The organism is Bradyrhizobium sp. Y36, from assembly GCF_002531575.1.
Lineage (GTDB): Bacteria > Pseudomonadota > Alphaproteobacteria > Rhizobiales > Xanthobacteraceae > Bradyrhizobium.
The window spans coordinates 147736-174517 of record NZ_NWTI01000018.1; the positions used below are offsets into that span (position 1 = coordinate 147736).

Here is a 26782-nt window from a genome sequence, read left to right on the forward strand (position 1 = left end):
TGCAAAAATCGCGTCTACCGCGCCGGCCTGATCTCCAGGGCGGGAACGGCACTGTCATTGGCTGCAATCAGAACAGGTGTGCTCGAGACGGGGATCCAGACCCCGGCGGCAGGCTTCGCCCCCTGGTCGCAGGGCATCGCAAAGCTTGCGCCTTGCTGATCGCCCTTGAGCCGGATCTCGTAGCGCCGGTCCGGCGTCTCGGACCAGACCGCAATCCTGCCGCCGGAAGCCGTCGATGCGTTGATCGACACGACGCCGCTGGCGAGCTCGCGCCGCTCGGCGCTCAGGCTGGAGCGAATGAACGCCCAGGCGCCCTGGGCGGCGCAGGCGACCGGCTTTGGCGAATTGTCGAAACGATAGAGCCCGAAATTGTCCTCCAGCTCCGATGGGTTCCTTCCACTGTCCTTCAGCTCGTAGAGCCACATGCCCTTGAGCCAGCGTGTCGCGGTCGACGCCCACAGGATGAGCTGCGCCGTGTTGTCGGCCTGGGCCTGCTCGCTGACGCCGCATTTGTTGCTGGCGGTGGTCCAGCCCGTCTCCGTGACGTAGATCGGGTAGTCCGGGTTTCCGCTCGCCTGGCCGACGAGGCGGTGGAACGCCGTGAGTCGGTCGATGATTTCGGCCGAGGTGCGTTTGCTCGGGCCCATGCAGAAATTGTAGAGATGGATCGAAGCGCCGTCCGCATATTGAAGGATGCCGGTCCGCAGCATCTTCTCGGTCCACGTCCAGCCCGGATCGTCGCCGAGCGCTCCGACAAGGAAAGGCGCATTCGGCGCAACCCGCTTGACCGCCGGCCGCGCGACCGCGGCGAGCGCCAGATAGTTCTCAGGCGAGAACGCGGCATCCTTCTTCGACGCCAGATTCCACTCGTTCCAGAGCTCGAAGAGCGGATGCTGAGCCGCCACCGATTGCGCCGCCGCCGCCGCGTAGTCGGCAAACCGCTGCCGCGCCTCGTCGGTGGTTGGCGGCGAAGAATTCGGAACCAGATGATGACCGAATGCAAGGATCAGCAGGGGGCGTGCGACGCCTGACTTGACCTGCGTTTCCAGCCTCCCCAGACGGGGCGTGAATCCCATCCGGCGTCCCCCAACCTCGAAGTCGGACCACGGAAAATCGTCGCGGAAGGCGTTGAGGCCGAGTTGCTTGATCTGGGCGACGTTCTCCGCGGGCACGTATCCGCGTGCGCTCACCGGTCCGCCCAGCCCCTGATGAGTGCCGACACCCAGCAGGAAGCGGGCATCGAGCGGCTGAGCGTGCTGGGCGCATGCGGGCACCGCCAGGACAATCGACGAGATGAGGCCCGCGAGGCGGAGGAGATTGCCGCGAACCAAGGTGCGTGAGCGTCTCTCCATCAGAAATTCTTGGAGAGATCCGATTGCAGCGCCGCCTTCGTTGCAACCGGTGCGCGGTCGTCCTGCAGGAGCTCGAGATAGACCTGCTGCAACTGTCCATGCGTCTTCTGAACGTCATACAGCTGCTTGAACCGGTCGTAGCCGCGCTGTCCCAACACTTTGAGATCGAAATCGAGGGCCCGCCGAAAACCGTCCACGAGCGGCTGAACGGCGACGGGCTCGCAAAGCACGCCGGTGACGCCGTCGACGACGATCTCGGGCAGTGCTCCGCTGCGGAATGCCAGGATGGGCTTGGCGGCGCGCATCGCTTCCAGGGCGACGAGGCCAAAGGCCTCCCATCGCGACGGGATCACGACGAGGTCGGCGGCCTCGAGCTGGGTCTCGATGGTCGGGCGGTCGAGCCAGCCCAGCAGGGACACGTTGGGCGGGACGCTCGGGCCTTCGTATTTGTTGACGACGGAGGCGCCGATCATGCGGATATCGAGCACGTTGTCGAGCGCGCGCGCCGCCTCCATCAGGAGATCGAAACCCTTCTGGCGGTCCAGGCGCCCGATGAACAGGACCTTGACCTTGTCAGACGTCCAATCCGCCGCGACGGGCTGCGGCGAGCGCGTCTTCGAGATGCCGTTGTGAACAAGGGTGAGGCGGTCGGCCGGAATTCCCGCGCGAACCGCTTCGTTGAACTCGTCGCCGGAAATGCAGATGATTCGATCCGACGTGCGCGCGAGAAGATTCTCCGCCGCCTTCGTCACGACATGGCTGAGGCGGCCGGTCTCGCGCGAGAATGCCCAGCCGTGCGGGCAATAGACCACGCGCGGTCCGTCCGAGCGGGCTGCAAGCGCGGGGCGAAGCACCAGACCTGCAAACGAGGAATGCAGGTGCACGACATCGGGCCGGAAGGCATCGAGCGCCTGCATGCTTGCGCGCAGCATCTGGAACAGTCCGGTGATGCTGCGGCCTGGTCGTTCGAACGTCGTGATCTGGCTGTCATCGATCCCGGGAAGATCGCGGCGGTGATCCGACGGCACGACGTAGTGCACGTTCTCCGCGCCGAAGCTTGCCTGCTGCTGCGGATGCAACTCGTTCAGGTAGCTCGCAATCCCGCCCCGAATCGTTTCGGCGACGTGCAGCACTTTCATCGGTTGCCTTGCATAGAGCTGCGTCGGAGAGCCGGACATCATGTATCCCTGTTCTGAGTTCGCGAGTGCGAAACACAGTTCCTCGAATACGTAGCGATATTGGGGCAGCGATGTGGTGATGTTGCGCCAAGCTCCTTGCGCGCACGATTGTCATGAAAACATCTTGTGGAACCAAGTGCAGCCGCGCGAATTGCAGCCAGTTGCAAATTGTTTGTGCGAAAACCGATGCGCGCGATGGGCGAAGCGCGTCGAACTTCAAGCAGCGCTGGCAATCTCTGCCGCCGGCGCGAGATGATCGAGCAACGCCTTTGCCGACTTCTGCCACGAAAAGAACGCAACACGCTCCTGCTGCCGTCGGCGCTCCTGATCGGAGATGGCGCCGATTGCCAATCTTTCGAGCATGAGTTGCTTCAACGCTTCGGCATCATTGGCGTTAAAATACGCAGCCGCGTCAGCGCACGTCTCCACCACGGCGTCGGCCGTCGAGGCGATGACCGGGCAGCCGAAGATCATGGCTTCGAGCGGCGGCACGCCGAAACCCTCATAGAGCGAAGGAAACACGAAGGCCGAGGCATGCGCATAGAGCGCGGCAATCTCGCTGTCCGTCAAACGTCCGGCCAGCAACAGGCCGGAAGCTCCCTCTCCCGAATTGTCCTGAAAGACCTTGCTGTTATCTCCTCCGACGATGACCAGCGGAACGTCGGCCCGGTCGAGCAACTGCACGGCACGGATCGCGACGGAGAGATTCTTGTTCTTGGTCCGCGAGCCCACGTAGAGGAAGAATTTCTGCGGCTGCACTCCGAGCCTGGCGATGATGCCGGGATCCGGCTTCGTCTTGGCGAAGTGTTCTGCGCTGTTGGGAAACACCGGGATCGCCGTTGCCGGCAGATTAAGCACCTCGGCAAGCTCTTTGCGCGAAAAGGCCGACACGGTCGCGATGCCTGCGTGTCGGGCGAGCAGCCGGCCCATCGTCCGGTGAACTGCCAGATAGCGCCAGTTGAAGAAGTCGGGCCTGCGAAAGACCTGTGCGTCGTGGATCACGACAATGTGGTCGCGATGGAACACCGGGCCGGCATTGGCGAGGCTGATCAAGCGGCCTCCCGCAGCGGCGCGCGCCAGATCGATCTGATCCCAGGCGTGCCCGCGCAAGCGGCCGACGGTGCGAATCTTGATTCGCTCGAGGTGAAGGTCTTCGCTTGCATCCACGGGCGTCAGCAACTGCCAGTCCGCGTTCCGCAAGCTGGCGGGAGTTTGCTCCGAGGCCAGAAGCACGTCGATCGCCTTGACGATTTCAGCGGCATAACGCTGAACGCCGGTGAGCTTTTGCGACAGAAAGCGGCCGTTGATGAAGAATTTCAATTGGCTACCACAATGGTTGATCGGAGTCCGGAGCGGTCCTGCGCGGCACAGGCCGTGGACGGGGTGCACAGGAGCAACCGTAAGGTACGGAAATATGACGCGGCCTTGCACGGGGGAGACGCTCCACCTGCATGGCTGGCGCCGCCTTGCTGCGTGCGGGGGCGCGGTGTAGATCTCGGCCATGACTGACGACACCCACACGCTCCGCGGCGGCTCCCTCACCGCGACCATCAAGGCGCACGGCGCCGAGCTGTGCTCGCTGAAGGACGGTGTCACCGAATTCGTCTGGCAGGCCGGGCCGGAATGGCCGCGCCATGCGCCGCTTCTGTTTCCGATCGTCGGGCGGCTCGCCAGCGACGAATTGCGGCATCGGGGCAAGACATATCGGATGACCCAGCACGGCTTTGCGCGCGACAGCCGCTTTGCGTGGACAGAACGCGGCGAGCGTCGCTGCGCGCTGGTGCTCGAAGACAACGAGACGACGCGTGCGCTCTATCCGTTCGCGTTCCGGCTGACCGCAATCTATGGGCTCGACGATGCAGGCCTCGATCTGACGCTCGTGATCGCCAACACCGGCAAGGAGACGTTACCGGCTTCGATCGGTGGTCATCCCGCGTTCAACTGGCCGCTCCAGCCGGGACTTGCCAAGGAGAGCTACGCGCTGACTTTCGCAAGCACGGAGTCGTCTCCCGTCCGCCGGCTCGATGGTGGACTGCTGCGTCCGGCAACGGAGCCGAGCCCGGTCAAAGGTGCGGTGCTCGCCTTGTCCGAATCCCTGTTCGCCGACGACGCCGTCATCTTCGACAAGATCGAGAGCAATGCGGTCCGTTATGCCGCGCCCAGCGGGCCCTGGCTCAAGATGTCCTGGCGCGGCTTTCGCGAACTCGGCGTCTGGTCGAAACCGTCGGGCGCGCCGTTCCTCTGCATCGAGCCCTGGCGCGGCTATGCCACTCCCGCCGGATTCGACGGCGAGTTCGATGACAAGCCGGGCCTGATGCACATCGCAGCAGGTACCGAAGAGCAGCTGTCGTTCCGGATCGAGGTCGGATCGTCCTGAACTCGAAGGCGAACTGATCGAAGGTCCTCAAACCTCGATCCGCGTGAGATCCTCGCCGATCACGACAGGACCCGCATAGTCGCGTCGGACATCCTCAAGCAGTGCGTCCAGCATGGCATCGTCGGTGCGCGGCCGGTGATGGGTCAGCGCGAGCTTCCTGACGCCGGCCTTGGCCGCGACCTTGCCGACGGTGTCGCCGCAGGCGATCGTGAATTTCGCGAGGCGGCGCAGGTTCTCGTTGTTGATCTCAGGCGTTGCGAGGAAGCAGCACTGGACGAGCAGGTCGGCGCCCTCAGCCAGGCGTTCGAGCCCGGGGCAGGGGATCGTGTCGCCGGAAATCGCAATGACTTTGCCCTCCGCCTCGAAGCGGTAGCCGAGACACATCCATCGCGCCAGGAAGGCCGGCGGCATGTCGAGGCCGTCGCCATGCGAAACCAGCTCGGCGCTGATCTTCCAGCGCCCGGTGTCGAGAACGGGACCGGGGACGATGTCGGTTGCGACGACAGGTTTCCAGCCGCCCAGGGCCGGCTCGCCCTTGTCGCGCCAGATGATGTCCTTGTCGTAGACCTGCGTGATCAGCGTGTCGACGAGCCGCCCGGTATCCGGGGGGCCATAGATTCGCAGCTCGTCCTTGCGTCCGGACATCCACGAATTCAGCATCACGTCGTAGAGGTCGCCGATGTGGTCGAAATGATGGTGCGTGAGAAAGACCGTGTTGATCGCGCCGAGTGGAACGCCGGCCCTGTTGAGCTGCACCACGACGCCGCGGCCTGCGTCGAACAGGATATTCTCGTCGCCGAGCCTGATCAGCGTGGTCGTCGCCATGCGGCGCGGGTCCGGGCGCGGGCCGCCGGTGCCGAGCAGTATGACCTCCATGGTGCCCACTCCATGCGTGAAGAGCCTCCACAGTAGATTCGAAGGCGGGCAGTGAAGCAAGTCGCTTCGGGTCGGCAGAGACGGAGCAGGGGCGTTCAGCGCATGCCGGCTGCGGTGGCGGCGATGGCCGGCCGGGGGCTTGACCGGTCCGGTCCCGTCGTCGTCAGGCGATGCGCCAGGTCCTGCGCGCGCCGCTCGATCAGATGCCAGGTCGCGCGTGCGACGAGATAGCTCAGCGCGGCGGTGATGACATAGGCGACGAGCAGCGAGATCAAGCCGTCCGCGAGCGGCCAGAGCCGACGCAGGCCATGGATCACCGCGAAGTGTGACAGGTACATCGAATAGGAATTGCGGCCGAGAGCCTCCAGGGGCTGGAAGCGGAGGGCTAGCTTGATGCAACCGACGACCAGTGCGCCGAGCACGAGGTTGATCATGAGATAGTTGAATTCATGCGAGCCGGTGGCGCGGTCGGCGATGAAGGACAGCGCGATGAAGACGGCGTAGATTGCACCGTCCGACCTGGCAAATCCGTCGCGCAGCGAGAAGAACAGCGCGCATCCGATCAGGAACACCGGCAGCTGGTTCAGGAAGCTGATGTGCAGCGTGGTCCAGACGAAGGCCTCGTGGCCGGGGCCGTAATAGGCCGAGAACAGTGCGAAGGCCCACGGCTTGAACAGGCCGACATTGACGAGATGCAGCGCGATGGCAAGCGCGAGATAGAGATGGCGACGCGATCCGAACGCGGTGATCAGGAGCGGGAAGACGAGATAGAAGGTCATCTCCGCCGCGATCGACCAGTCGCCGGGCACCACGCTGTTGACGCTGTCCGGCCAGAAGCCGTGCAGGAACGTTGCGGTGAGGATCACTTGAAGCGGCCCGATGCCGCCAGGCGCGTTGTCGCTCGGCCCGGTGCCGTTGATGGCGAGGTAGACCGGGATCGCGAGCCAGAACAGCGGCGCGATGCGCAAGGTGCGGCGGATGTAGAACTTGCGGGTCGGATTCGTCTCGCCGCTGCGCTGCGTCCACATCAGGCACATCGTCATGGCACTGACGAAGTAGAACACGTTGACGCCGGTCCAGCCGCACATGAAGGCGTAATCGACGGCGTGGATGTTCGACGGAAAGGATTGCGAGACGTGGATCGCCATGACGCCGGCGATGGCGAGACCGCGCAGAACGTCGAGCGTGTGCGAACGAGCGAACGGAGCTGTGTCCTGTCCGGTTCGACCGGCAGCCAACCGGGTCTGCCCCTGCATCACACCTGCTCCGTGGTTCTTATTGTGCTGGCGGGACAATAGAGGCGCGGCCGCGCTTTCCGAAGCCGAAGGCCTTTTTTACCTTAACCAGGCCTTGTGTCCGAAATCGAATGTGCGGGATCGATGGCCAGGGAGCGGCCCATGGCCGCCGCAGAGGCCGTCCGGATCATTGATGCACGGAATGAGAATTGTGGGCCAATTCATACTTAATGCGTCAAGGGCATGAGCAATATTGTTTGCGCGTCGCAACGCGCCTAATATTCCGGCGGCTACTATCGGGGGCTCGAACAAGTCGTGAATGTACGTTCACATGACAGCGCGTTGCGCAGCGGCTTGAATATGCAGGTCGGGCCGCAGGCAAACAGGACACCCAAGACCTTGGTCGATTCCGCTCTTCGGGAAGTGCGTCCCGCCGGCCGCGAGCGGCTGATCGTCGTCGAGGACGACCCGGTGACGCGGACCATGCTGGTCGGCTATTTCAGCGAGAACAATTTCGACGTGGTCGGCGCCGGCTCCTGCGCGGAATGCCGCCAGGCACTGCGTGCCCGCACCGATCTCGTCTTTCTCGACCTGCAACTGCCCGACGGCGACGGCTTCGAGCTCGCCAAGGAGATCCAGGCGACCAGCAACGCGGGCATCATCTTCGTGACGCGTCGCGACACCGACGTCGACCGCATCCTCGGCCTCGAAATCGCAGGCGACCACTACGTCACCAAACCGATCAATCTGCGCGACCTGCTCGCGCGCGCACGCAGCGTGCTGCGGCGGCGATCGATCGACCGCAAGGCGGCGCGCAACCACAATTCGATCGCCTTCGGCGACTGGATCATCGACCTGACGCGGCGCGAATTGCTCGGCAGCGACGGCAAGCCGGTGGCGCTGACGCGCGCCGAGTTCGATCTGCTCGCGGCGCTCGTCGGCGCCGACGGACGGCCGCTGAGCCGCGACTATCTGATCGAGGTCGTGAGCAACCGCCAAGCCGAGGTCGACATCCGCACGGTCGACGCGCTGGTCGCGCGGCTGCGCCGCAAGCTCGTCGGCAGTGGCACGCCCGTGATCGCAACCGTAACCGGCGTCGGCTACAAGCTTGCGCTCAGCGAGCGACTGTAGGACAACATCCGGACCCGAAGGGCCGCGTTAGAGCGTTTTCGAGCGAAGTGGGTACCGGTTCGCGTCAAGAAAACGCGTCAAAACAAGAGTCTAGAGCCCCGTTCCGATTCCATCGGAACGGAAAAGGCTCTAGCGCAAGGCGTGCAGCGGTTTTCCGAGAAGATCATGCTCAAGCAATAGCGGCCGGCGTCGGCCGCATCGTTTTCAGCGCGACGCGACGCGCTTCCATCGCGCTGCGATGCGAGCCTTGATCTGGCTGACCTTGGCCTCGTGGGCGGCCCAATAGGCGCGGCTGGCGGCGGCGGTCCCCTGACGATAGCGGGCATAGACGGCTTTGGGCTGGACGGAGACCTTCGGCCGGATCATCGGTTTGGCGGGAGCCGCTGCCACCGCAACAGCCGCAGCCGGCGGTGCCGGTTCGGGAGCTGCCGCAGCTTCGGTCGACAACGCCTTCGAATTCATGGCGGCAAGTCGGTTGCGGGCCCGGTTGCAATAGACCTGCGACCGCGCGGTCATTGCCTCCTCGCCATGGCCGGCCCGGTATTTCATCAGGGCGCGGCAGATGTCCCCGCCGGCCAGCCGCCAGGCCTGGCTGAGATAAAGCACCCCGTAGTGGATGTTGATGTCGGGCTCGGCAAGTTCCGCTTCGCTGCCCCGGAAGCCCAGCATCGCCGCCGTCTCGGGCCGCACCTGCATCAGGCCGATCTCGCCAACGTTGCCGATGACAGCCGAATTGTAGCCGCTTTCGACGAAGACGACGGCTTCGGCGATATCGGCCGGTAGATTGGTGCGGGCGGTTTCGCGCTCGATGATCTTCCGGATCAAGGCCCGGGACGACGGCGTTTCGCCGGCGCCGAGTTCCGTGCCGCCGCCGGGGATCGCCGATGTCACGCGCGGCTCGTCCGGGGCGCTGTCCTCGGCATGGGCGCAGAGCGGCGCCGACAACAACAGGACGAGTGCCACGTGTCGCCACGTCGCGCCCGGATGAAGGCCTGTTCGATCCCACAGCATGCGTTCGTCATAGATCGCCCGAGTTAACAAACGGCTCCGCGGCTAGCGGGCGCGGGCGCTTTGATCGGTGGATGTCGCTTGCGAAGGCCCGGCGAGGCGGTCGTCGATCGCATAGAGCGTGCAGGTCGGCGACCATTTCATGCAGGCCGCCAGCGAGTCACGCTGGGCCTCGTCGACCGTGACGCGTCCGGCTCGCCAGCCGTAGCCGCCGTTCGGCGACACCGCGAAAGCCTTGTGCGGCAGCGTGCTGGCGAGATAGCGCGTGAACTCGGCCCGCGCAGCCTCGTTGAGCTGGCGCGGTGGCGGCAGCGGATCGGGCAGACCAAGAAGGTCGCGGCCGATGAGGCCGCGCTCGCGCAGGAAGGTGTCGACATAGGGCGTCCATTGCGGACGGCTCGTCACCGAATACAGGTAGTGGCCGTCATCGCCGAAGGGCGGCGCCGCGATGAATGTCGCGTTGCCGCCAGCGGCGCGAAATCCGTCATGGAGGCGGCGCGCGAGATCGGGGCCGAAATAGGAATCGTTGGTCGCGTAGACCCACAACGTGGGCACGCGCGAGGTCTTGCCGAAGGTGGCGAAGGCCTGCACCAGTCCATCCTGATTGCAGACATCGTCATCGTCGCGCGAGCCGCGGCCGCCGGCGAAGTTGATCGCAGCGACGAGGCCGGGCGGCGCCTGCGCCGTGAGTGCGATCGTCGCCAGCCCGCCGGCGGAATGGCCGGCCGCGATCATGCCTGATGTCGTGACGTCGGCCCGGCGCGCCATCGCGTCGATCGCCGCGCGCAGATCGGCCACCGCGACCGCCGCCGCCGGCAAGTAGGCCGCCTTCGCGCAACCGCCGACGCTGTCGACGCGGCCGCCGGGCGAGGTGCCGTAGCCGCGCCGCATCAGGATCAGCGCCGCAAAGCCCCGCCGGGCATATTCGAGCGCGATGCCGTAATATCGGTGCGCGGACATGGTGGCGCGGTCATCGAAGCTGCGCGGCGAGCCATGGCTGAGCAGCGCGAGCGGATAGCGCTTTGCGCCCGCCGGGCGGACCAGAAAGGCCTCCAGCCCCTGCGGCCCGGCTTCCGCCATGGGGATGCGCAGATCCTCGGTGTAGAATTCCGCCGCGCGCGCCGGCGCACCCGCCGCAATGAGACCAGCGATCAGCAGAAGCAGCTTGCGCGACAGAGCCATGGGACGATTCGACGAGCCTCGATGGCGGCAAGCATAGCATGATCTCCTTATTTGACCGTGAACCCCGCGGCCCTCGCGGGGGTCCTCGGGATGACGGGACGGGCGCCGGCTGTTTCGCTCTCTGTCAACCCATCTCCCCGAAAATATTCCACTTTACCGAAATTCGGTTTTGACGTATGTGTCGCTCATCCCGGCTCACTCAAGAGGGGCGATCATGGTGTCGTCATTTTCGCGAGCCGGGCTTGCGGTGGACGCGGCAGCGTCGGCACGAGATGGGGCGGGCAGGGCGGGTAGTCCCTGTGAGCCCGATCCCCGCGTGCGGACGAACGGCGCTGTCAGGCTTCGTCTCGCTCGTAAGTTTCCGGCTTCGTCGACAGAGCCGGAAAAACTGCGGCGATAGGGCGGGCCGCGCGTACGGCAAAACCGTGTGGTCCTGGCCGTCGTTGCTACGGTCAAGCCTTTCGCGAAGATGTGCGCGAGCCCAACCGGGCAGACGGCATCGTCAATTCGCGGGGCGAGGGAGGCCAGAGGAAAGTTCGGCTCCCGGGAGAGCACGGCATAAGCCGTCCGACCATCGCGCAGGGAAGGCCGCGTGATCGGCACCACCTGTATGCTGCTGTGCGGTTCCTTCTGCGTGCGCATTTCGCGCAGCGGACCGCGGGTGCGAGCCGGCACCCGGTCTTCCCTGTGCCCTCTTGGCTAAGAGGGCGATCAGATCAAGCAAAGCTCGGGCGAAACAAGCCGCGAGGCCGCGAAGCCATGCCCTCAGCCACACATTCGGTGTCGTCGCCCGCGAAGGCGGGCGATCCTGTATTCCAGAGGCCGCAGTGATTGAGCCGATAAGCCGCGGTGTACTGGATTCCCCGCCTTCGCGGGGAATGACAGTGTCAGGTGGAGGAGCAGATCGCCGCCCCATGCTCCGTCATTGCGAGGAGCCCTTGCGACGAAGTCTGTCAGCCGAGCTGCGTGCCACAAGCTCGATGTCGTAGGGTGGGCAAAGCGCAAGCGTGCCCACGCCTTTGTTGCTTATCGATGGAGATCGTGGGCACGGCGCTTTGCGCCTTTGCCCACCCTACGGCGCTGCGGCCTCATACGCCGTCCGCTACAATATTGCGAAGCAATTTTGCGCTGGTAATGAAGCAATCCAGAAACCCGCAGCGGAAAGACCCTGGATTGCTTCCGTCTTCGCCAAGGCTTCGGCGGACAAGTCGCTCCGCTCGCAATGACGGGGAGAGAGCGCGGGCCACCCAGCTCTCGACGGAATTTCCTCGGGTCCCGTCCCGCTCCGGTCATCCCCCAGGGAACGCCGCCCCCGTCGCCTGTGTTGTGCCCTTGGCGAAGGCCCGGCCGATGCTATGGTGCTCCGCTATCTCGGTTACGACAGAACGAGGACTTTACCAGTGGCTGATGTTCATCCCGGTGCGGGCAAGCAAGCTTCGCCCGACGCGCTCACCAATATTCCGCGGCTGGTGACGGCTTATTTCGCCGGCAAGCCCGATGCCGCGGATCCCGCGCAGCGCGTGGCGTTCGGCACCTCCGGCCATCGTGGCACCTCGTTCAAGAATACCTTCAACGAGGGCCATATCCTCGCGACCACGCAGGCCATCTGTGACTACAGACACGAAAAAGGGCTGACCGGTCCGCTCTTCATCGGCATCGACACCCACGCGCTGGCCGAGCCGGCGCTCGCGAGCGCCGTGGAGGTGTTCGCGGCCAACGGCGTCGACATCATGATCGACAAGGACGGCGGCTACACGCCGACGCCTGTCATCTCGCACGCGATCCTCACCCATAACAAGGGCCGCACCAGCGGCCTTGCCGATGGCGTCGTCATCACGCCCTCGCACAATCCCCCCGAGGATGGCGGCTACAAATACAATCCGCCGCATGGCGGTCCCGCCGACACCGACGTCACAGGCGTCGTCGAGAAGCGCGCCAATGCCTACCTCGCCGACAATCTCAAGGGCGTGAAGCGCATGGACTATGCGAAGGCGCGCAAGTCTTCGAACGTCCACGCCTATGACTTCGTCACGCCCTACGTTGCCGATCTCGGCGACGTCGTCGATCTCGAGCTGGTCAAATCCGCCGGCATCAAGATCGGCATCGATCCGCTTGGCGGCGCCGCCGTGCACTACTGGCATCCCATCATCGATCGCTACGGCCTGAAGGCGACGGTGGTGAACGAGGCGATCGACCCGACGTTCCGCTTCATGACGGTGGATTGGGATGGCAAGATCCGCATGGACTGCTCCTCGCCCTATGCGATGGCGAGCCTGATCGGGATGCGCGACCGCTTCGACGTCGCCTTTGCCAACGACACCGACGCCGACCGCCATGGCATCGTGACGCGGTCCGGCGGCCTGATGAATCCGAATCATTATCTGGCGACCGCGATCTCGTATCTGTTCGCGCACCGCCCGAACTGGAGCAGGGATGCCGCGATCGGCAAGACCGTGGTGTCGAGCTCGATCATCGACCGCGTCGCCAAGAAGCTCGGCCGCAAGCTGGTCGAGACCCCGGTCGGCTTCAAATGGTTCGTCGATGGCCTCCTCACCGGCGGTTTCGGCTTCGGCGGCGAGGAGAGTGCAGGGGCCTCGTTCCTGCGCCGCGACGGCACGGTGTGGTCGACCGACAAGGACGGCGTCATCCTCGGCCTGTTGGCCGCCGAGATCATGGCCAAGACCGGCCGCGATCCCAGCCAACTGTTTGCCGATCTCACCGCCGAGTTCGGCGTGCCGCACTACGCCCGTATCGACGTCGCCGCGACCGGGCCGCAGAAGAACATCTTGAAGTCTGTCACGCCCGAGCAGCTCGGCTTCAAGGACCTCGCCGGCGACCCGGTCCGCTCAACCCTCAGCAAGGCGCCCGGCAACGGCCAGCCGTTCGGCGGCATCAAGGTCGAGACCGATTTCGGCTGGTTCGCGGCGCGGCCGTCCGGCACCGAAGACGTCTACAAGATCTACGCCGAAAGTTTCCGCAGCACCGAGCACCTGAAGCGGATTCAAGAAGAAGCCCAGGCCGGACTGGCGAAAGTGTTCGGGGCGTAGCTGCCGGCGCCGCTCTCACTGCTCCTCCAAGGAAGGGGCGCCGTATCAAAAGGTGTCATCACCCGCGAAAGCGGGTGATCCAGTACGCCGCGGCGGAAGTTGTGTGCACTCAATATCTGCCGCGGAGTACTGGATTCCCCGCCTTCGCGGGGAATGAGGATGCATTTGTGTATACATACAACGATTTTATGGTATTATAATACGCATTCTTTGGCCTTGAATCTCTCAAGCCCTCGTTTATTGTATACATAACGCATACATAAGCCGTGGGAGTGAGACCGATGCCAAAGCCCTTCCCGATGAACGCCTGGTACGCCGCCGCCTGGGACGCCGACGTGAAGCCGGCGCTGCTGCCGCGGACGATCTGCGGCAAGCATGTCGTGATGTATCGCAAGGCCGACGGCTCGGTGGCCGCGCTCGAGGACGCCTGCTGGCATCGCCTGGTGCCGCTGTCCAAGGGGCGGCTGGAGGGCGACACCGTGGTCTGCGGCTATCACGGTCTGAAGTTCAACGCGCAGGGCCGCTGCACCTTCATGCCCTCGCAGGAGACCATCAACCCGTCGGCCTGCGTGCGCTCCTATCCCGTGGTCGAGCGCCACCGCTTCATCTGGCTCTGGATGGGCGATCCCGCGCTGGCCGATCCCGCCCTCGTCCCCGACATGCACTGGAATCACGATCCGGCCTGGGCGGGCGACGGCAAGACCATCCACGTCAAATGCGACTATCGCCTCGTGCTCGACAATCTCATGGACCTCACCCATGAGACCTTCGTGCACGGCTCCTCGATCGGCAATGACGCCGTCACGGAAGCGCCGTTCGACGTCACCCATGGCGAGAAGACGGTCACGGTGACGCGCTGGATGCGGAACATCGAGCCGCCGCCGTTCTGGGCCAAGCAGCTCGGCAAGTCCGGCCTGGTCGACCGCTGGCAGATCATCCGTTTCGAAGCACCGTGCACCATCGCGATCGACGTCGGCGTGGCGCCGACAGGCACCGGTGCGCCGGAGGGCGACCGCTCGCAGGGCGTCAACGGCTTCGTGCTCAACACCATCACGCCCGAGACCGAGAAGACCTGCCACTATTTCTGGGCCTTCGTGCGCAACTACCAGCTCGGCGAGCAGCGCATCACCAGCGAGATCCGCGAGGGCGTCTCCGGCATCTTCCACGAGGATGAACTGATCCTGGAGGCGCAGCAGCGCGCCATGGACGAGAATCCCGATCGCATCTTCTACAACCTCAACATCGATGCCGGCGCGATGTGGACGCGCAAGCTGATCGACAGGATGGTGGCGAAAGAAAACGGGCCGCAGCGCCTTCAGGCCGCGGAGTAGATCATGGCCGAGCGTGAGGTCGACCGTTCCGTCTCGCAGACCGTGAAGGCGCAGCTCGCGCTGCGGGACCAGATCCTGTCGGGAAGCCTGCGTCCGGGCGAGCGCATCTCCGAGCTCCAGGCGGTGGAAACCACCGGCGCCTCGCGCACCCCGGTGCGCATGGCGCTGGTGCGGCTCGAGGAAGAGGGCCTGTTGGAGGCGATCCCCTCCGGCGGCTTCATGGTGAAGGCGTTTTCGGAGCGCGACATCTCCGATTCCATCGAGCTGCGCGGCACGCTGGAGGGCCTTGCCGCGCGCTTTGCCGCCGAGCGCGGCGTCTCCGCGCGCGAGCTCGAGCCGCTCAAGGAGTGCCTGGCCGCGATCGACGACTTGCTGAGCCAGGTGCCGATCTCGATCGAAGCCTTCTCGTCCTACGTCACGCTGAACGCACGCTTCCACGCGCTGCTGACCGAATTGTCACGCAGCCCGCCCCTGATCCGGCAGATCGACCGTGCCTCGGCGCTGCCGTTCGCATCCCCAAGCGGCTTCGTGATGGCGCAGTCGGCATTGCCGGAAGCGCAGCAGATCCTGATCATCGGCCAGGAGCACCACCGCGTCGTGATCGACGCCATCGAGAACCGCGAAGGCGCGCGCGCCGAAGCGGTCATGCGCGAGCATGCGCGGCTCGCCGTTCGCAATCTACGGCTGGCGCTGCGCAACCGCACCCATCTCGACCTCTTGCCGGCGCTCGCGCTGATCAAGACCACAACCGATTGAGGGCAGTCGCCATGCGCTTCATCGAAACCTGGATTCCGGCGACGCTCGTCTCGACGCGCGACCTTGCGCCCGGCATTCGCGAATTCCTGATCCGGCCCGATCAGTTCGATGCCGCTGCGTATCCGGTCGGCAGCCACATCAACGTCAGCGTGACCATCGACGGCCTGCCCGAGACGCGGTCCTATTCGCTGGTCGGCGAAGCCTGCGCGGCCGGCTTCAAGATCGCGGTGCGCCGCGCCGAGGATTCCCGCGGCGGTTCGCGCTACATGTGGCAGCTCGCGCCGGGCGCGCGGCTCGACATCACCCAGCCCGCCTCGCTGCTCGCGGTCGACTGGGCGCGGGAAAGTTACTGCCTGATCGCCGGGGGGATCGGCATCACGCCGATCCTCGGCGCCGCGCAGGCGCTGGCGCGCCGCGGAGCAAGCGTTGCGCTGCATTACGCAGTGCGGTCGCGCGCTGAAGCGGCCTATCTCGACGATCTCGCCGCCATGCTCGGTGACCGCCTGGTCGTTCATGCCGGCGACGAAGGCCAGCGGCTCGATCTCGATGCGCTGTTCGCGTCGTTGCCGCAAGGCACGCTGGCCCTGTTCTGCGGCCCGATGCGCATGCTCGACGCCGCGCGCCATGCCTGGATCGGCGCCGGCCATCCGCTGCCGGATCTCCGCTATGAGACCTTCGGCTCCAGCGGCGCGCTGCCCACCGAGACGTTCCGCGTTCGCCTGAAGGGTTCGGATGTCGAACTCGAAATCCCGCGCGAGCGTTCGATGCTGGACGTGCTCAATGCCAGCGGCTTTGAGGTGATATCCGACTGCAAGCGCGGCGAATGCGGCCTTTGCGCCATCGACGTCGTCGATGTCGACGGCGAGATCGACCATCGCGACGTGTTCTTCAGCGATCATCAGAAAGAGAGCAACCAGAAGATCTGCGCCTGCGTCTCCCGCGCACGCGGCACCATCACCGTGGATACCCTGTTGCGCGCGGATGCGGTTTGACGCCGGGAGAGGTCGCCATGCCCGGGCTAGCCCCGCGGACGACGCCGCGGGGGACTACGCCGCGTAAATGGTCCGAAGCTTCTTCGGCTCCAGCAGTGCCAGAACGCCATCCGCCGACACGGGTCGGCTGATCAGATAACCCTGAACCTCGCCGCAATTGATCTGCCTGAGATATTCGAGCTGATCGGCGGTCTCGACGCCTTCGGCGACCACGCCGATGTTGAGGTCCCGCGCCAGGCCAACCACCGATTTCACGATCGCGGCGCAGTCCGGCTGCACCAGCATGTCCCGGATGAAGGACTGGTCGACCTTGATCCGGCTGAACGGCAGCTTGCGCAAATAGGTGAGGGAGGAAAAGCCCGTCCCGAAATCGTCCAGCGCCACGGTGACGCCGAGCTGCAGCAGCGCATTCAGGACCGACTCGGCCGAGCCGTATTTCGACAGCAGCATCGATTCCGTGATCTCGATCTCGAGCCGATGGGGTGCGATCTTCGCCTCACTGAGCGCCTGCACGATGATCTGCAGGATGCCGGCGTTGTGAAACTGCGCTGCGGAGAAATTGACGGCGACCCTGATCTCGTCGGGCCACTCGGCCACCGTCGCGCAGGCGCGGCGGACGACCCATTCACCGATCTCGTGGATCAGCCCGGTCTCCTCCGCGATGGGGATGAATTCGCTCGGCGGCACCAGTCCGCGCTCAGGATGTTGCCAGCGTAGCAGCGCCTCGAAGCCGGTGATGCGGCCTTCGTCGAGATCGAGGAACGGCTGAAACACGAGGAACAGCTCGTTCCGCGCGATGGCGCCTTGAAGGTCCGCCTGCAGCGCCTTGCGGTCGCGGGATGAACGGTCGTCGGCTTCCTCGAAGAAGCAGACCGTGCCGGGCCCCGCCTTCTTGGCGCGATAGAGCGCAGCGTCGGCATTCTTCATCACGTCGAGCTGCGTGTTGCCGTCGCGCGGCGCCAGCACGATGCCGACGCTGGTCGCGCCGACGATCTGGCGGCCCTCGATCCGGAACGGCTCGTCGAAGGCGGCGACAAAGCGTTCGGCAATTTCGAGTGCATCCTCGGGCCGCGCCAGATTGGCCATCACCAGCGCGAACTCGTCGCCGCCGATACGAGCGACATGCTCGGCCGCACGCGTGCAGCGCTGCAGGCGGCTTGCGGTCTGGACCAGGAATTCGTCGCCGGCGGGATGGCCGAATTTGTCGTTGACCTCCTTGAAGCGATCGAGGTCGAGCAGCAGCACCGCGAATTCCTCGCCGGACAAGGTAAGCCGCTTCAAGGCGGCATCGAGCGTCTCGTTGAAGGCGAAGCGGTTGGGCAGGTGGGTCAGCGGATCCTGTCGCACCGTTCGCTCGGCCTCGATCTGCCGCGTCACGCGCCGCGCGAACGAGAACGCATTGACGAACACACCGCGCAGCAGCACGCTTCCGTAGACCACGACGAGGAAGGCGATCAGCAGAAAGGCCAGATCGCCGTTCCTGCCGAGGCAGATGGCGATGCCGACGAAGATCGGGGCCGTGAATGCGATGGCGGCGATCGGAATGGTGCTGAAGGCCAGCGCACCGCCGGCCAGCATTCCCGAGCACAGGCAGGTAATGACGAGCTGGCCGCCGGTGGAGGCATCGTTGAAGAAGGCGACCGGTACGATCCCCCAGGCGGCGCCGAGCACGAAGGCATTGCGCACCAGGCGGTACATGGCGCGGCGCGAGACGAATTGCGGCTTGGTGATGCGGCGTGCCACGCGGGATTGCAAGCCGAACGCGATCGCTGAGCCGGCCACGGCGGTGGCCCAGATCGCCGCGGAGATCCTGTCCGGCGATTGCCACAAGGCGATGGCGAGCACGATGGCGTTGCAGGCATTGGCAAGCATGATGCCGACCGAATAGCCGAGCACCAGGGACATCTGTTCGGCACGGATATGGCCGGCCATGGCCTCGTCGGGTGCAGGACCGCCAAAGGCCGACAGATCGCCGGCGAACAGCCGCGCGAAATAAGAGGTCAGTTGGGTCCGCATTCCAGAGCCTAGCAGCTTGGGCCGTTCGTCCGGCGCGGAGCCGACAATTCGCTGCAAACCTTTGACGAACTATGAATTATCCTCCGCCGCGCGGGATGCGCTGGCCACTTCTGCGTGTTCAAAGGAAGGTATCGATAACAAATCGATACAAATGCGCACCGGCAGAGCAATGCGCGCCGCTGTCATGCCTTGGCCGGGCGGTGACAGCGATGTTGGAAGGCCTCTCACCGCCCCATCTGCTTCGGATCGTAGTAGAACCGCTCCTCGATCAGCTTGTCGCCACGCCACGTCTGCCACGCGATTTCGTCGAGCGTCCGCGTCACCCCGTCCGCATTGGTGAAGCTGAAGGTCCAGCGGGTCGCGACGTGGTCGCCCTCGATCAGGCTCGGACCGATGCGCAAGGCCTTGATCTCCGTGGTCGCGGCCAGCACGCCGCGCTCCTTGGCGACCAGCTGCTCGCGTCCGACGGTCGGCGGCGCGTTGTTCTCATAGGTCGCCGCGTCCGGCAGATAGAATTGCTCGATCGCGCCGACGAAATCCCCATCTTCCAGGCGCTTGGCAAAAGCTTCGACGACCTCACGGCTCGGCATGGTGCACCTCGTGGTAAAACCGACTGATGGTCGGTAAATACCGACTGGTAGTCGAAAAGTCAACTGGCGGGCGGCGCGCGGTTGGATTAGACGAGAGCCATGGCGAAACAGGCGGAGCGACGCGCAGCGACCAACGAGGCCATCCTGATGGCGGCACGCCGCCTGTTCGGGACGCAAGGCTTTGCCGCCACCACCATGGACGAGATCGCGGAGGCAGCCTCCGTCGCCAAGGGCGCGGTCTATCATCACTTCAGGACCAAGGAGGCGGTGTTCGAGGCCGTGTTCGACCAAGTCTCGCGCGACCTCGTCGTGGAGATCGACGGTGCTGCGCGCGCCGAGAAGGACGTGCTCGCCGCGATGGTCGCCGGCACCCAGCATTACTTTGCCGCGACCGCGAAGGGGCCGACCGGCCAGATCATCCTGCGCGATGGGCCGGCCGTCCTCGGCTGGGAGCGCTGGCGTGAGATCGACGCACAGCATTTCGGCGGCAAGCTGCCGCGTGCGATCGCGACCGCCATGGATGGCGGCCTGATCGCGCGGCAGCCGGTCGAGCCGCTGGCGCGGCTGCTGCTCGGTGCGGTGACCGAGGCCGCGGTCGCCTGCGCCGGCCACGCCGATATCGCAAGGGCAGGCGCGGAATATGCCCGTGCGTTCAAGTCGCTGGTCGAGGCGCTGCGTGTCGCTGCATGATCGTGCTAGTTCGATACCGGAAACGCCCACGCCAACAAGAAGAACAGTAGCGCATGAACGCAAATTCCTCTCTCGCGCCGTCCGATCCCGAGTTCGACTACATCATCGTCGGCGCCGGCTCTGCCGGCTGCGTGCTTGCCAATCGTCTCTCGGCGAGTGGCAAACATTCGGTGCTGCTGCTCGAGGCGGGTCCGAAGGATTCCAACACCTGGATCCACATCCCGCTCGGCTACGGAAAGCTGTTCAAGGAGAAGAGCGTCAACTGGATGTACCAGACCGAGCCGGAGCCCGAGCTGAAGGGACGGCAGGTGTTCCAGCCGCGCGGCAAGACGCTGGGCGGATCGAGCTCGATCAACGGCCTGCTGTATGTCCGCGGCCAGCACGAGGACTACGATCGCTGGCGCCAGCTCGGCAACACCGGCTGGGGCTATGACGACGTGCTGCCTTATTTCAAGAAGGCCGAGAACCAGTCGCGCGGTGCCGATCAGTATCATGGCAGCGGCGGTCCGCTGCCGGTCTCCGACATGATCGTGACCGATCCGCTGTCAAAGGCCTTCATCGACGCCGCGGTCGAGACCGGTCTGCCCTACAATCCTGATTTCAACGGTGCCACCCAGGAGGGCGTCGGCCTGTTTCAGACCACGACGCGCAACGGCCGGCGCGCCTCGACGTCCGTTTCCTATCTCGGCCCGGCAAGGACGCGCGGCAATCTCAAGGTCGAGACTGAGGCGCTCGGTCAGCGCGTGCTGTTCGAGGGGCGGCGCGCCGTCGGCGTCGAATACGGGCAAGGCGCAACCGTGCGCCGCGCGCGGGCGCGGCGGGAGATCGTACTGTCGAGCGGCGCCTACAACTCGCCGCAGCTGCTCCAGCTCTCCGGCGTCGGGCCCGGCGATCTCCTGCGCAAGCACGGCATCGACGTCGTGCTTGACGCGCCGGGCGTCGGCCACGATCTCCAGGACCACATGCAGGTCCGCATCGTGATGCGCTGCTCGCAGAAGATCACGCTCAACGACACTGTCAATCATCCGCTCCGCCGCGTGCTCGCCGGCGCGCGCTATGCGCTGTTCCGAAAGGGCTGGCTGACGATCGCAGCCGGCACCGCCGGCGCGTTCTTCAAGACCAGCCCGCGGCTCGCCTCGCCCGACATCCAGGTGCATTTCCTGCCGTTCTCGACCGACAAGATGGGCGAGAAGCTGCACGACTTCTCCGGCTTCACGGCGTCGGTGTGCCAGCTTCGTCCCGAGAGCCGCGGTTCCCTGCGCATCCGGAGTGCGGACCCGACCGTGCCGCCGGAAATCCGCATCAACTACATGTCGACCGAGACCGACCGCACCACCAACGTCGAGGCCATCAAGATCCTGCGCAAGATCCTGAATGCGCCAGCCATGAAGCCGTTCGTGGTCGGCGAGTATGATCCCGGGACGAAGGTATCCACGGACGCCGAGATACTGGATTATTGCCGCGACCGCGGCAGCACCATCTACCATCCGACCTCGACCTGTCGTATGGGCAACGACGCGCTCGCGGTGGTCGATCAGCGGTTGAAAGTGCGGGGCCTCGAAGGCCTTCGCGTCGTCGACGGCTCGGTCATGCCGGATCTCGTGTCGGGAAACACCAACGCGCCGATCATCATGATCGCCGAAAAGGCCTCCGACATGATATTGGAGGATGCGGGATGACCCGCGATTGTTGAGAGGACCAGGACTTGGCTACGCGATTGAGGATCGGCACACGCAAGAGCGCGATGGCGCTGGCACAGACGGAAGAGATCGCGCGCCGCCTGACCGCCGCCGTGCCCGGTCTCGACGTCGAGATCGTCAAGTTCGACACCACCGGCGATACCGACCAGACCAGCAAGCTGCTGCCCCATGGCGGCAAGGGCGGCGCCTTCGTGGCGCAGATCCGGGCCGCCGTGCTGTCGGGCGACTTGCAGGCGGCGATGCATTCGCTGAAGGACATGCCCGGCAACGAGGACACGCCCGGCCTCGTCATCGGCGCCACGCTGTCGCGCGATCCGCCCAGCGATGCGCTGGTGCTTCGGGACGGCGTGACATTGGAGGCGCTGCGCCGGTCCGGCGGCAGGGGGTTCAAGATCGGCACCAATGCTGTGCGCCGTGCCGCCTATGCAAGACGGCTCTTTCCCGACGTGGAGATCATCCACTTCCGCGGCGCCGCCGATACCCGCGTGCGAAAACTCGACAATGGCGAGAAGCAGAAGCTGCCGGATGGCGGCGCGGTCGGCCCGGCGGACGCGCTGATCATGGCGCGTTCCGGTCTCGACCGTGTCGGCCTCGCCAGCCGCATTGCCTACGAATTCACTCCGCTGGAGATGCTGCCGGCCGCGGGGCAGGGCATCGTCGCCGTCGAATGCGCAGCGCAGGACTGGCAGACGCGAAAAATCCTGTCATCGATCGACGATCCCGCCGCGCATGCCTCTGCCGATGCCGAGCGCGAGGTGCTGTGGGTGCTCAACGGTCACTGCAATTCGCCGGTGGCGGGCTTCTCGACCATCGCCGGCAATCAGATGTCGCTCACCGCATCCGTGCTCGACCTCTCCGGCAACACCATCATCGAAGCCTCGCGCGAAGGTCCCGCCGACCGCCCGCGCGAGCTCGGCCGTGCTGTGGGTCTGGATCTGCTGATGAAAGGCGCCGCCGAGATCATCGAGCGCAGCCGGCCGCGCTGAACGCGTTAATTTCGGCCTAATCCGCTGCAATTTTACGCAAACTTGTCGTTATTTAGTCGAGAACCGTCTTGGTGACTTCCACTTTTCCTGTCGCCGCGACCAGCGCATAGCAATCGCGGTTTGAACGGAAAAGGCGACGACGATGACTGAGAACGAGATATTCATTCTGGAAGACGATCTGACAACGCGTGCGATGCTGAGGGTCGTTCTCGAGAAAGCGGGTTATCAGCCGGTTTTCTTTGCCGATGGCGAAGCGCTGATCGCGAAGGCCCGCTATGCGTCTCCGGCTTGTATTCTTCTCGACCTGTGCTTGCCGGGAACATCGGGGCTGGACGTTCTCGGACAACTGACCAATCGAACCTATCCGGCACCCATCCTCATGGTGTCGGGGCAGGGCGATATCCCGACCGCCGTGCATGCGCTTCGGATCGGAGCGGCGGATTTTGTCGAGAAGCCTTTCAGTCCGGCAGACCTGGTTGCGCGGATCGAGTCGGCCGGCGCCGGCCTGCCTGCGCAGGCAGCGAGTCCAGTGGAATATTTCAAGCAGTCGCGAGGACTCACCAGGCGCGAATGCGAGGTCCTGGATCATCTGATTGCGGGGTCGTCGAGCAAAGTGATTGCGCGGAAGCTTGGCATCAGTCCGCGAACGATCGAGGATCACCGCTCCCGTATCCTGCAGAAGGCCGGCGTCAAGACGACCGCGCAGCTTTCGATCATGGCCTTCGAGGGGGCGCAGCCCCAGAAGGACCGGCCCGCGGCCTTTAGGCGCACCGTTCACTGACGGCATGGACGGTCGGCGGCTTTCCGCGGAACACCCCGGCCGAGGCTATCGCGCGCAGCGCCTGCCTCGATGGTCATTTCGCGTTTTCGTTTCCGCCCCGTTCGAGGCGGGGCGAACTACCCCCGCACGCGCTTGATCATCTGCTCGACATGGGCGATCGGGGTCTCCGGCTGGATGCCGTGGCCGAGGTTGAAGATCAGGTGCCCTTGCGCAAAATTGGCCAGCACGTCGTCGACCGCGCGGTCGAGCGCGGCACCGCCCGTGATCAAGACCAGCGGATCGAGATTGCCCTGCACGGCGACCTTGCTCTGCACGCGCTCGCGGATGAAGGCGGGCTCGGCGGTCCAGTCGATGCTGACCGCATTGACGCCGGTCGCCTCGACGTAACCCGGCAGCTGGGCGCCGGCCCCGCGGGGGAAGCCGATGATCTTGGCGTCCGGCACCTTGGCCCGTACGCCCTCCACGATGCGCCGCGTCGGCTCGACCGACCAGCGCGCGAACTCGGCAGGCGGCAGCACGCCGGCCCAGGTGTCGAAGATCTGCAAGGCGTTGGCGCCGGCGTCGAGCTGCGCCAGCAGATATTGAATGGAGTTCTCGACCAGCACGTCGATGATCGCAGCGAACGCCTCTGGGTGGCGATAGGCCATCATTCGTGCCGGCGCCTGGTCGGGCGTGCCCTGGCCGGCGACCATGTAGGTCGCGACCGTCCACGGCGCGCCGCAGAAGCCGATCAGCGCAAACTTCGGGTCCAGCGCGCTGCGTACGATACGCAGCGCCTCGAACACCGGCTCGAGCTTGCCTAAATCGGCGCGCGGGGCCAGCGTCGCGACCTTTGCGGGATCATCCAGCGGATCCAGCCGCGGGCCCTCGCCGACCTCGAACCGTACCGAGCGCCCGAGCGCATGGGGGATCACCAGGATGTCCGAAAAGATGATCGCGGCGTCGAATCCGAACCTGCGGATCGGCTGCAGCGTCACCTCGGCAGCAAGCTCCGGGTTGAAGCAGAGGTCGAGGAAGCCGCCGGCCTTGGCGCGCACCTCGCGATATTCCGGCAAATAGCGGCCGGCCTGCCGCATCATCCACATGGGCGGGGTGCTCTGGCGCTGGCCGGAGAGCACGTCGATGAAGGGCTTTTTTGCAGACTGGGGCACGAACGGTCCTGAACAGGGTTATGGCCCCTGATACACTGCCTCGGCCCGCAGCGGAACAGGGGAACCAGCGCAACAGGGCCGCGTTGACCCAGCCGATGGAGGACACCATGGCTGAGACATTCAATCCCGCGCCGCATGACAAGCACGCCGACGATCCGCATGAAGCGCTGGCCGCCGACCGCCACAGCAAGCTGGACGCCGGGCTGAAGGGTAGCTTCCCGGCGTCTGATCCCGTGAGCGCGGCCCAGCCCACGCCCTCGAAGGCCGATGCGGATGCCGACAGCCCCTCGCTGTGGGACAAGGTCAAGGCGATGTTCAGCTAACTCGCGGAGGGAGCTGGATTCCGATAGGCCTGCTAACAGCTTGTTAGCGATGCGCTGATTGCGGCATCCGTAGGACTACTGGAACACGGGCAAATCGCCGTGTATTCCAGTAGGGATTTCAGAGTTCACTAATAGAAGCGGCAGAGTTTCCGAACCATCGGAGAATTCTGCCGCATGAGCCTTGCGACCCAACGAGCCGGATGGAGCCACCTGCCGCTGCGTGCGGCGGCTTTCGTCGCGCTGACCTGCGCGACCATCCTGGGCGTCAGCGGCTGGCGCGAATGGGCCGCGCGCGATGCCGTGCTGAGGGGGGCCGAGACCGAGATGGCGAACGTCGCCCGGTGGCTGACCCAGCATGCCGAGGACAGCCTCGATCTGCTGGATTCCGGCGTCGTCGGCGTCGTCAGCCGGCTCGAGATGGACGGCACCGGCCCTGCGACCATCGCCAAGCTCGGCAACGTCCTGGAGGCGCGCAAAAAGGCCATTCCGCGTATCCACAGCCTCACCATCATCGACGACCAGGGCAACTGGCTGACCTCGCCCGGCACCACCGCCTCCACGCTCAGCGACGACACGTTCTTTCGCTATCATCAGCTCTCCCCGAAACGGGAGCCCCTGATCGGTCGTCCCGTGAAGAGCCTCCTCGAAGGCGAATGGGTGGTCACCCTGTCGCGTCGCTTCAACAAGCCGGACGGCAGCTTCGGCGGCGTCGTGCTCGCGACCATCAGCGCCGGATATCTCGCGCACTTCTACGAGCAGTTCGAGATCGGTCGCAACAGCTCGGCGGCGCTGGTGCATGGCGACGGATTGATCATCGCGCGCAATCCCAGCAACGACAAGTTCGTCGGCCGCAGCGTCGCCGATACCCCGCTGTTCCGCGACGCCAGCCTGCAGCGGCCGAGCGGCGTCTATCATTTCAAGTCGCCGCTGGACGGTGCCGAGCGCGTCAGCTTCTTCAAGCGCTCCAGCCGCTATCCGCTGGTCCTGCTGGCCACGCTCGACAAGGAAGAGCTGCTCGCGCCCTGGCGCGCAGCGGCAATCTCCCGCATGCTCTACGTCATCGCGCTGGTGATGCTGATTGCCATCATCGGCGCCGTGCTGGTGCGGCAGTTGCAGCGCGGCCAGCGCATGGCCGCCGCCCTGGTCGAGAAGGAGGCGCATTTCCGCCTGCTCGCCGAAGGCTCCAGCGACATGGTGACCCGGATCGGGCTCGACGAGCGGCTGCGCTATGTCTCGCCCTCGTCCGTGCGCGTCGTCGGCTGGCGTGCCAATCAATTGATCGGCACCCCGGCGCTGGCGGGCATCAATCCGGAAGATCTGCCGGAGGTCCAGGGCATCGTCGACGCCATGAAGCGTGGCGAGCGGGAGGAGGCGCGCCTCATTTACCGCAACTCGCACCGGAAGAACGGCGAGATCTGGCTGGAATCGACCATGCGCGTGACGCGCAAGGACAATGGCCGCGTCGACGGCGTGGTTGCGATCTCCCGCGACATCACCGAGCACAAGAAGCTCGAAACCAGGCTCGAGACGCTGGCGATCGAGGACAGCCTCACCGGCCTTGCCAATCGCCGCCGCTTCGACGAGCGGCTGAAGGAGGAATGGGCGCGCGCCTATCGCGACCGCTCCAGCCTTGCTCTGCTGATGATCGATGTGGATCACTTCAAGGCCTATAACGACGAATACGGCCATCCCGCAGGCGATGCCTGCCTGCGTCTGGTCGCGAAGATCATCGCGGCCGAGACGCAGCGCGCCGGCGATCTGGCGGCGCGCTATGGCGGCGAGGAATTCGCCATGCTGCTGCCGAACACCGATGCCGCCGGCTGCGCCCTGGTCGGTGAGCGGATCCGCGAGGCCATTCACGAGGCCGGCCTCGATCACAGCAGCAATCTGGCGTCTGGATGCGTCACCGTCTCGGTCGGCGGTGCGACCTGCCGGCCGGCGCTGGAGCGCACGACGGGCGTGGCCTCGCTGGTTGAAGCTGCCGACCGGGCGCTCTACGCCGCCAAGGACGCCGGCCGTAACCGTCTGATGATGTCCGGCGAGCTCATGAGTTTGATGCCCAGGGCGTCCGGCCAGTAGG

Annotated in this window: 22 protein-coding genes; 12 read left to right on the forward strand and 10 right to left on the reverse strand. The window is 65.2% G+C overall.

Annotated features, from left to right (window positions below):
* Positions 1 to 14: 14 nt before the first annotated feature.
* From CO669_RS26200 to CO669_RS26210, 3 genes are all read right to left on the reverse strand, one after another.
* Positions 15 to 1352 carry a hypothetical protein gene (locus tag CO669_RS26200; protein WP_097662826.1) on the reverse strand — a complete coding sequence of 446 codons (1338 nt, stop codon included), beginning with the start codon at positions 1350 to 1352 and terminating at the stop codon, positions 15 to 17.
* A complete protein-coding gene (locus CO669_RS26205; RefSeq protein ID WP_097662867.1) occupies positions 1352 to 2491 on the reverse strand; it encodes a glycosyltransferase in 1140 nt (379 codons plus the stop codon). Before CO669_RS26205 ends, CO669_RS26200 begins: the two co-directional genes overlap by 1 nt.
* Positions 2492 to 2746: 255 nt before the next feature.
* Positions 2747 to 3850 carry a glycosyltransferase family 4 protein gene (locus CO669_RS26210; RefSeq protein WP_097662827.1) on the reverse strand — a complete coding sequence of 368 codons (1104 nt, stop codon included), beginning with the start codon at positions 3848 to 3850 and terminating at the stop codon, positions 2747 to 2749.
* 181 nt (positions 3851 to 4031) lie between these two features.
* Between CO669_RS26210 and CO669_RS26215 the strand changes: the two genes are divergently transcribed.
* Positions 4032 to 4907: an aldose 1-epimerase family protein gene (locus tag CO669_RS26215; protein ID WP_097662828.1), complete on the forward strand. Its 876-nt coding sequence runs from the start codon at positions 4032 to 4034 to the stop codon at positions 4905 to 4907.
* A 27-nt stretch (positions 4908 to 4934) separates the two neighbouring features.
* On the opposite strand, the gene CO669_RS26220 is transcribed toward CO669_RS26215, so the two are convergent.
* Positions 4935 to 5783, reverse strand: a complete 849-nt coding sequence (locus CO669_RS26220; protein ID WP_097662829.1) for an MBL fold metallo-hydrolase — start codon at positions 5781 to 5783, stop codon at positions 4935 to 4937.
* A gap of 95 nt (positions 5784 to 5878) precedes the next feature.
* Positions 5879 to 7039 (reverse strand): acyltransferase family protein, encoded by a 1161-nt coding sequence (locus tag CO669_RS26225; RefSeq protein WP_097662830.1) that lies wholly within the window; start codon positions 7037 to 7039, stop codon positions 5879 to 5881.
* A gap of 294 nt (positions 7040 to 7333) precedes the next feature.
* Between CO669_RS26225 and CO669_RS26230 the strand changes: the two genes are divergently transcribed.
* Positions 7334 to 8149 (forward strand): response regulator transcription factor, encoded by an 816-nt coding sequence (locus CO669_RS26230; protein WP_097662831.1) that lies wholly within the window; start codon positions 7334 to 7336, stop codon positions 8147 to 8149.
* A 204-nt stretch (positions 8150 to 8353) separates the two neighbouring features.
* Here CO669_RS26230 and CO669_RS26240 read toward each other — a convergent pair whose 3' ends face one another.
* Complete coding sequence (locus CO669_RS26240; protein WP_097662833.1) at positions 8354 to 9160, reverse strand: lytic transglycosylase domain-containing protein; 807 nt, start codon at positions 9158 to 9160, stop codon at positions 8354 to 8356.
* A gap of 42 nt (positions 9161 to 9202) precedes the next feature.
* The gene (locus tag CO669_RS26245) at positions 9203 to 10339 is read right to left on the reverse strand and encodes an alpha/beta hydrolase family protein (protein ID WP_097662834.1); all 1137 of its coding nucleotides are present in this window, start codon (positions 10337 to 10339) and stop codon (positions 9203 to 9205) included.
* Positions 10340 to 11694: 1355 nt separating this feature from the next.
* On the opposite strand from CO669_RS26245, the gene pgm reads away from it, so the two are divergent.
* The 4 genes from pgm to CO669_RS26270 all read left to right on the forward strand — a co-directional run bounded on the left by pgm (position 11695) and on the right by CO669_RS26270 (position 16465).
* Positions 11695 to 13386: a phosphoglucomutase (alpha-D-glucose-1,6-bisphosphate-dependent) gene (gene pgm, locus CO669_RS26255; protein ID WP_502694516.1), complete on the forward strand. Its 1692-nt coding sequence runs from the start codon at positions 11695 to 11697 to the stop codon at positions 13384 to 13386.
* 281 nt (positions 13387 to 13667) lie between these two features.
* Complete coding sequence (locus CO669_RS26260; RefSeq protein ID WP_097662836.1) at positions 13668 to 14717, forward strand: aromatic ring-hydroxylating dioxygenase subunit alpha; 1050 nt, start codon at positions 13668 to 13670, stop codon at positions 14715 to 14717.
* 3 nt (positions 14718 to 14720) lie between these two features.
* Complete coding sequence (locus CO669_RS26265; RefSeq protein ID WP_097662837.1) at positions 14721 to 15473, forward strand: GntR family transcriptional regulator; 753 nt, start codon at positions 14721 to 14723, stop codon at positions 15471 to 15473.
* 11 nt (positions 15474 to 15484) lie between these two features.
* Positions 15485 to 16465, forward strand: a complete 981-nt coding sequence (locus CO669_RS26270) for a PDR/VanB family oxidoreductase (RefSeq protein WP_097662838.1) — start codon at positions 15485 to 15487, stop codon at positions 16463 to 16465.
* Between the two features lie 54 nt (positions 16466 to 16519).
* On the opposite strand, the gene CO669_RS26275 is transcribed toward CO669_RS26270, so the two are convergent.
* Positions 16520 to 18481, reverse strand: coding sequence for a putative bifunctional diguanylate cyclase/phosphodiesterase (locus CO669_RS26275; RefSeq protein ID WP_097662839.1), 1962 nt, complete (start codon positions 18479 to 18481; stop codon positions 16520 to 16522).
* 224 nt (positions 18482 to 18705) lie between these two features.
* Complete coding sequence (locus CO669_RS26280; RefSeq protein ID WP_097662840.1) at positions 18706 to 19071, reverse strand: nuclear transport factor 2 family protein; 366 nt, start codon at positions 19069 to 19071, stop codon at positions 18706 to 18708.
* A 99-nt stretch (positions 19072 to 19170) separates the two neighbouring features.
* Between CO669_RS26280 and CO669_RS26285 the strand changes: the two genes are divergently transcribed.
* From CO669_RS26285 to CO669_RS26300, 4 genes are all read left to right on the forward strand, one after another.
* Positions 19171 to 19761: a TetR/AcrR family transcriptional regulator gene (locus tag CO669_RS26285; protein ID WP_097662841.1), complete on the forward strand. Its 591-nt coding sequence runs from the start codon at positions 19171 to 19173 to the stop codon at positions 19759 to 19761.
* A 53-nt stretch (positions 19762 to 19814) separates the two neighbouring features.
* Positions 19815 to 21440, forward strand: a complete 1626-nt coding sequence (locus CO669_RS26290) for a GMC family oxidoreductase (protein ID WP_097662842.1) — start codon at positions 19815 to 19817, stop codon at positions 21438 to 21440.
* A 26-nt stretch (positions 21441 to 21466) separates the two neighbouring features.
* Positions 21467 to 22447: a hydroxymethylbilane synthase gene (hemC, locus tag CO669_RS26295; protein WP_097662843.1), complete on the forward strand. Its 981-nt coding sequence runs from the start codon at positions 21467 to 21469 to the stop codon at positions 22445 to 22447.
* A gap of 142 nt (positions 22448 to 22589) precedes the next feature.
* On the forward strand, positions 22590 to 23228 hold the full coding sequence (locus CO669_RS26300) for a response regulator transcription factor (protein ID WP_097662844.1): 639 nt from the start codon (positions 22590 to 22592) through the stop codon (positions 23226 to 23228).
* Between the two features lie 116 nt (positions 23229 to 23344).
* On the opposite strand, the gene hemE is transcribed toward CO669_RS26300, so the two are convergent.
* A complete protein-coding gene (hemE, locus tag CO669_RS26305; RefSeq protein ID WP_097662845.1) occupies positions 23345 to 24379 on the reverse strand; it encodes a uroporphyrinogen decarboxylase in 1035 nt (344 codons plus the stop codon).
* A 107-nt stretch (positions 24380 to 24486) separates the two neighbouring features.
* Between hemE and CO669_RS26310 the strand changes: the two genes are divergently transcribed.
* Positions 24487 to 24702: a hypothetical protein gene (locus tag CO669_RS26310; protein ID WP_198964270.1), complete on the forward strand. Its 216-nt coding sequence runs from the start codon at positions 24487 to 24489 to the stop codon at positions 24700 to 24702.
* Between the two features lie 174 nt (positions 24703 to 24876).
* Positions 24877 to 26781: a diguanylate cyclase gene (locus CO669_RS26315; protein WP_097662847.1), complete on the forward strand. Its 1905-nt coding sequence runs from the start codon at positions 24877 to 24879 to the stop codon at positions 26779 to 26781.
* Position 26782 lies beyond the last annotated feature (1 nt).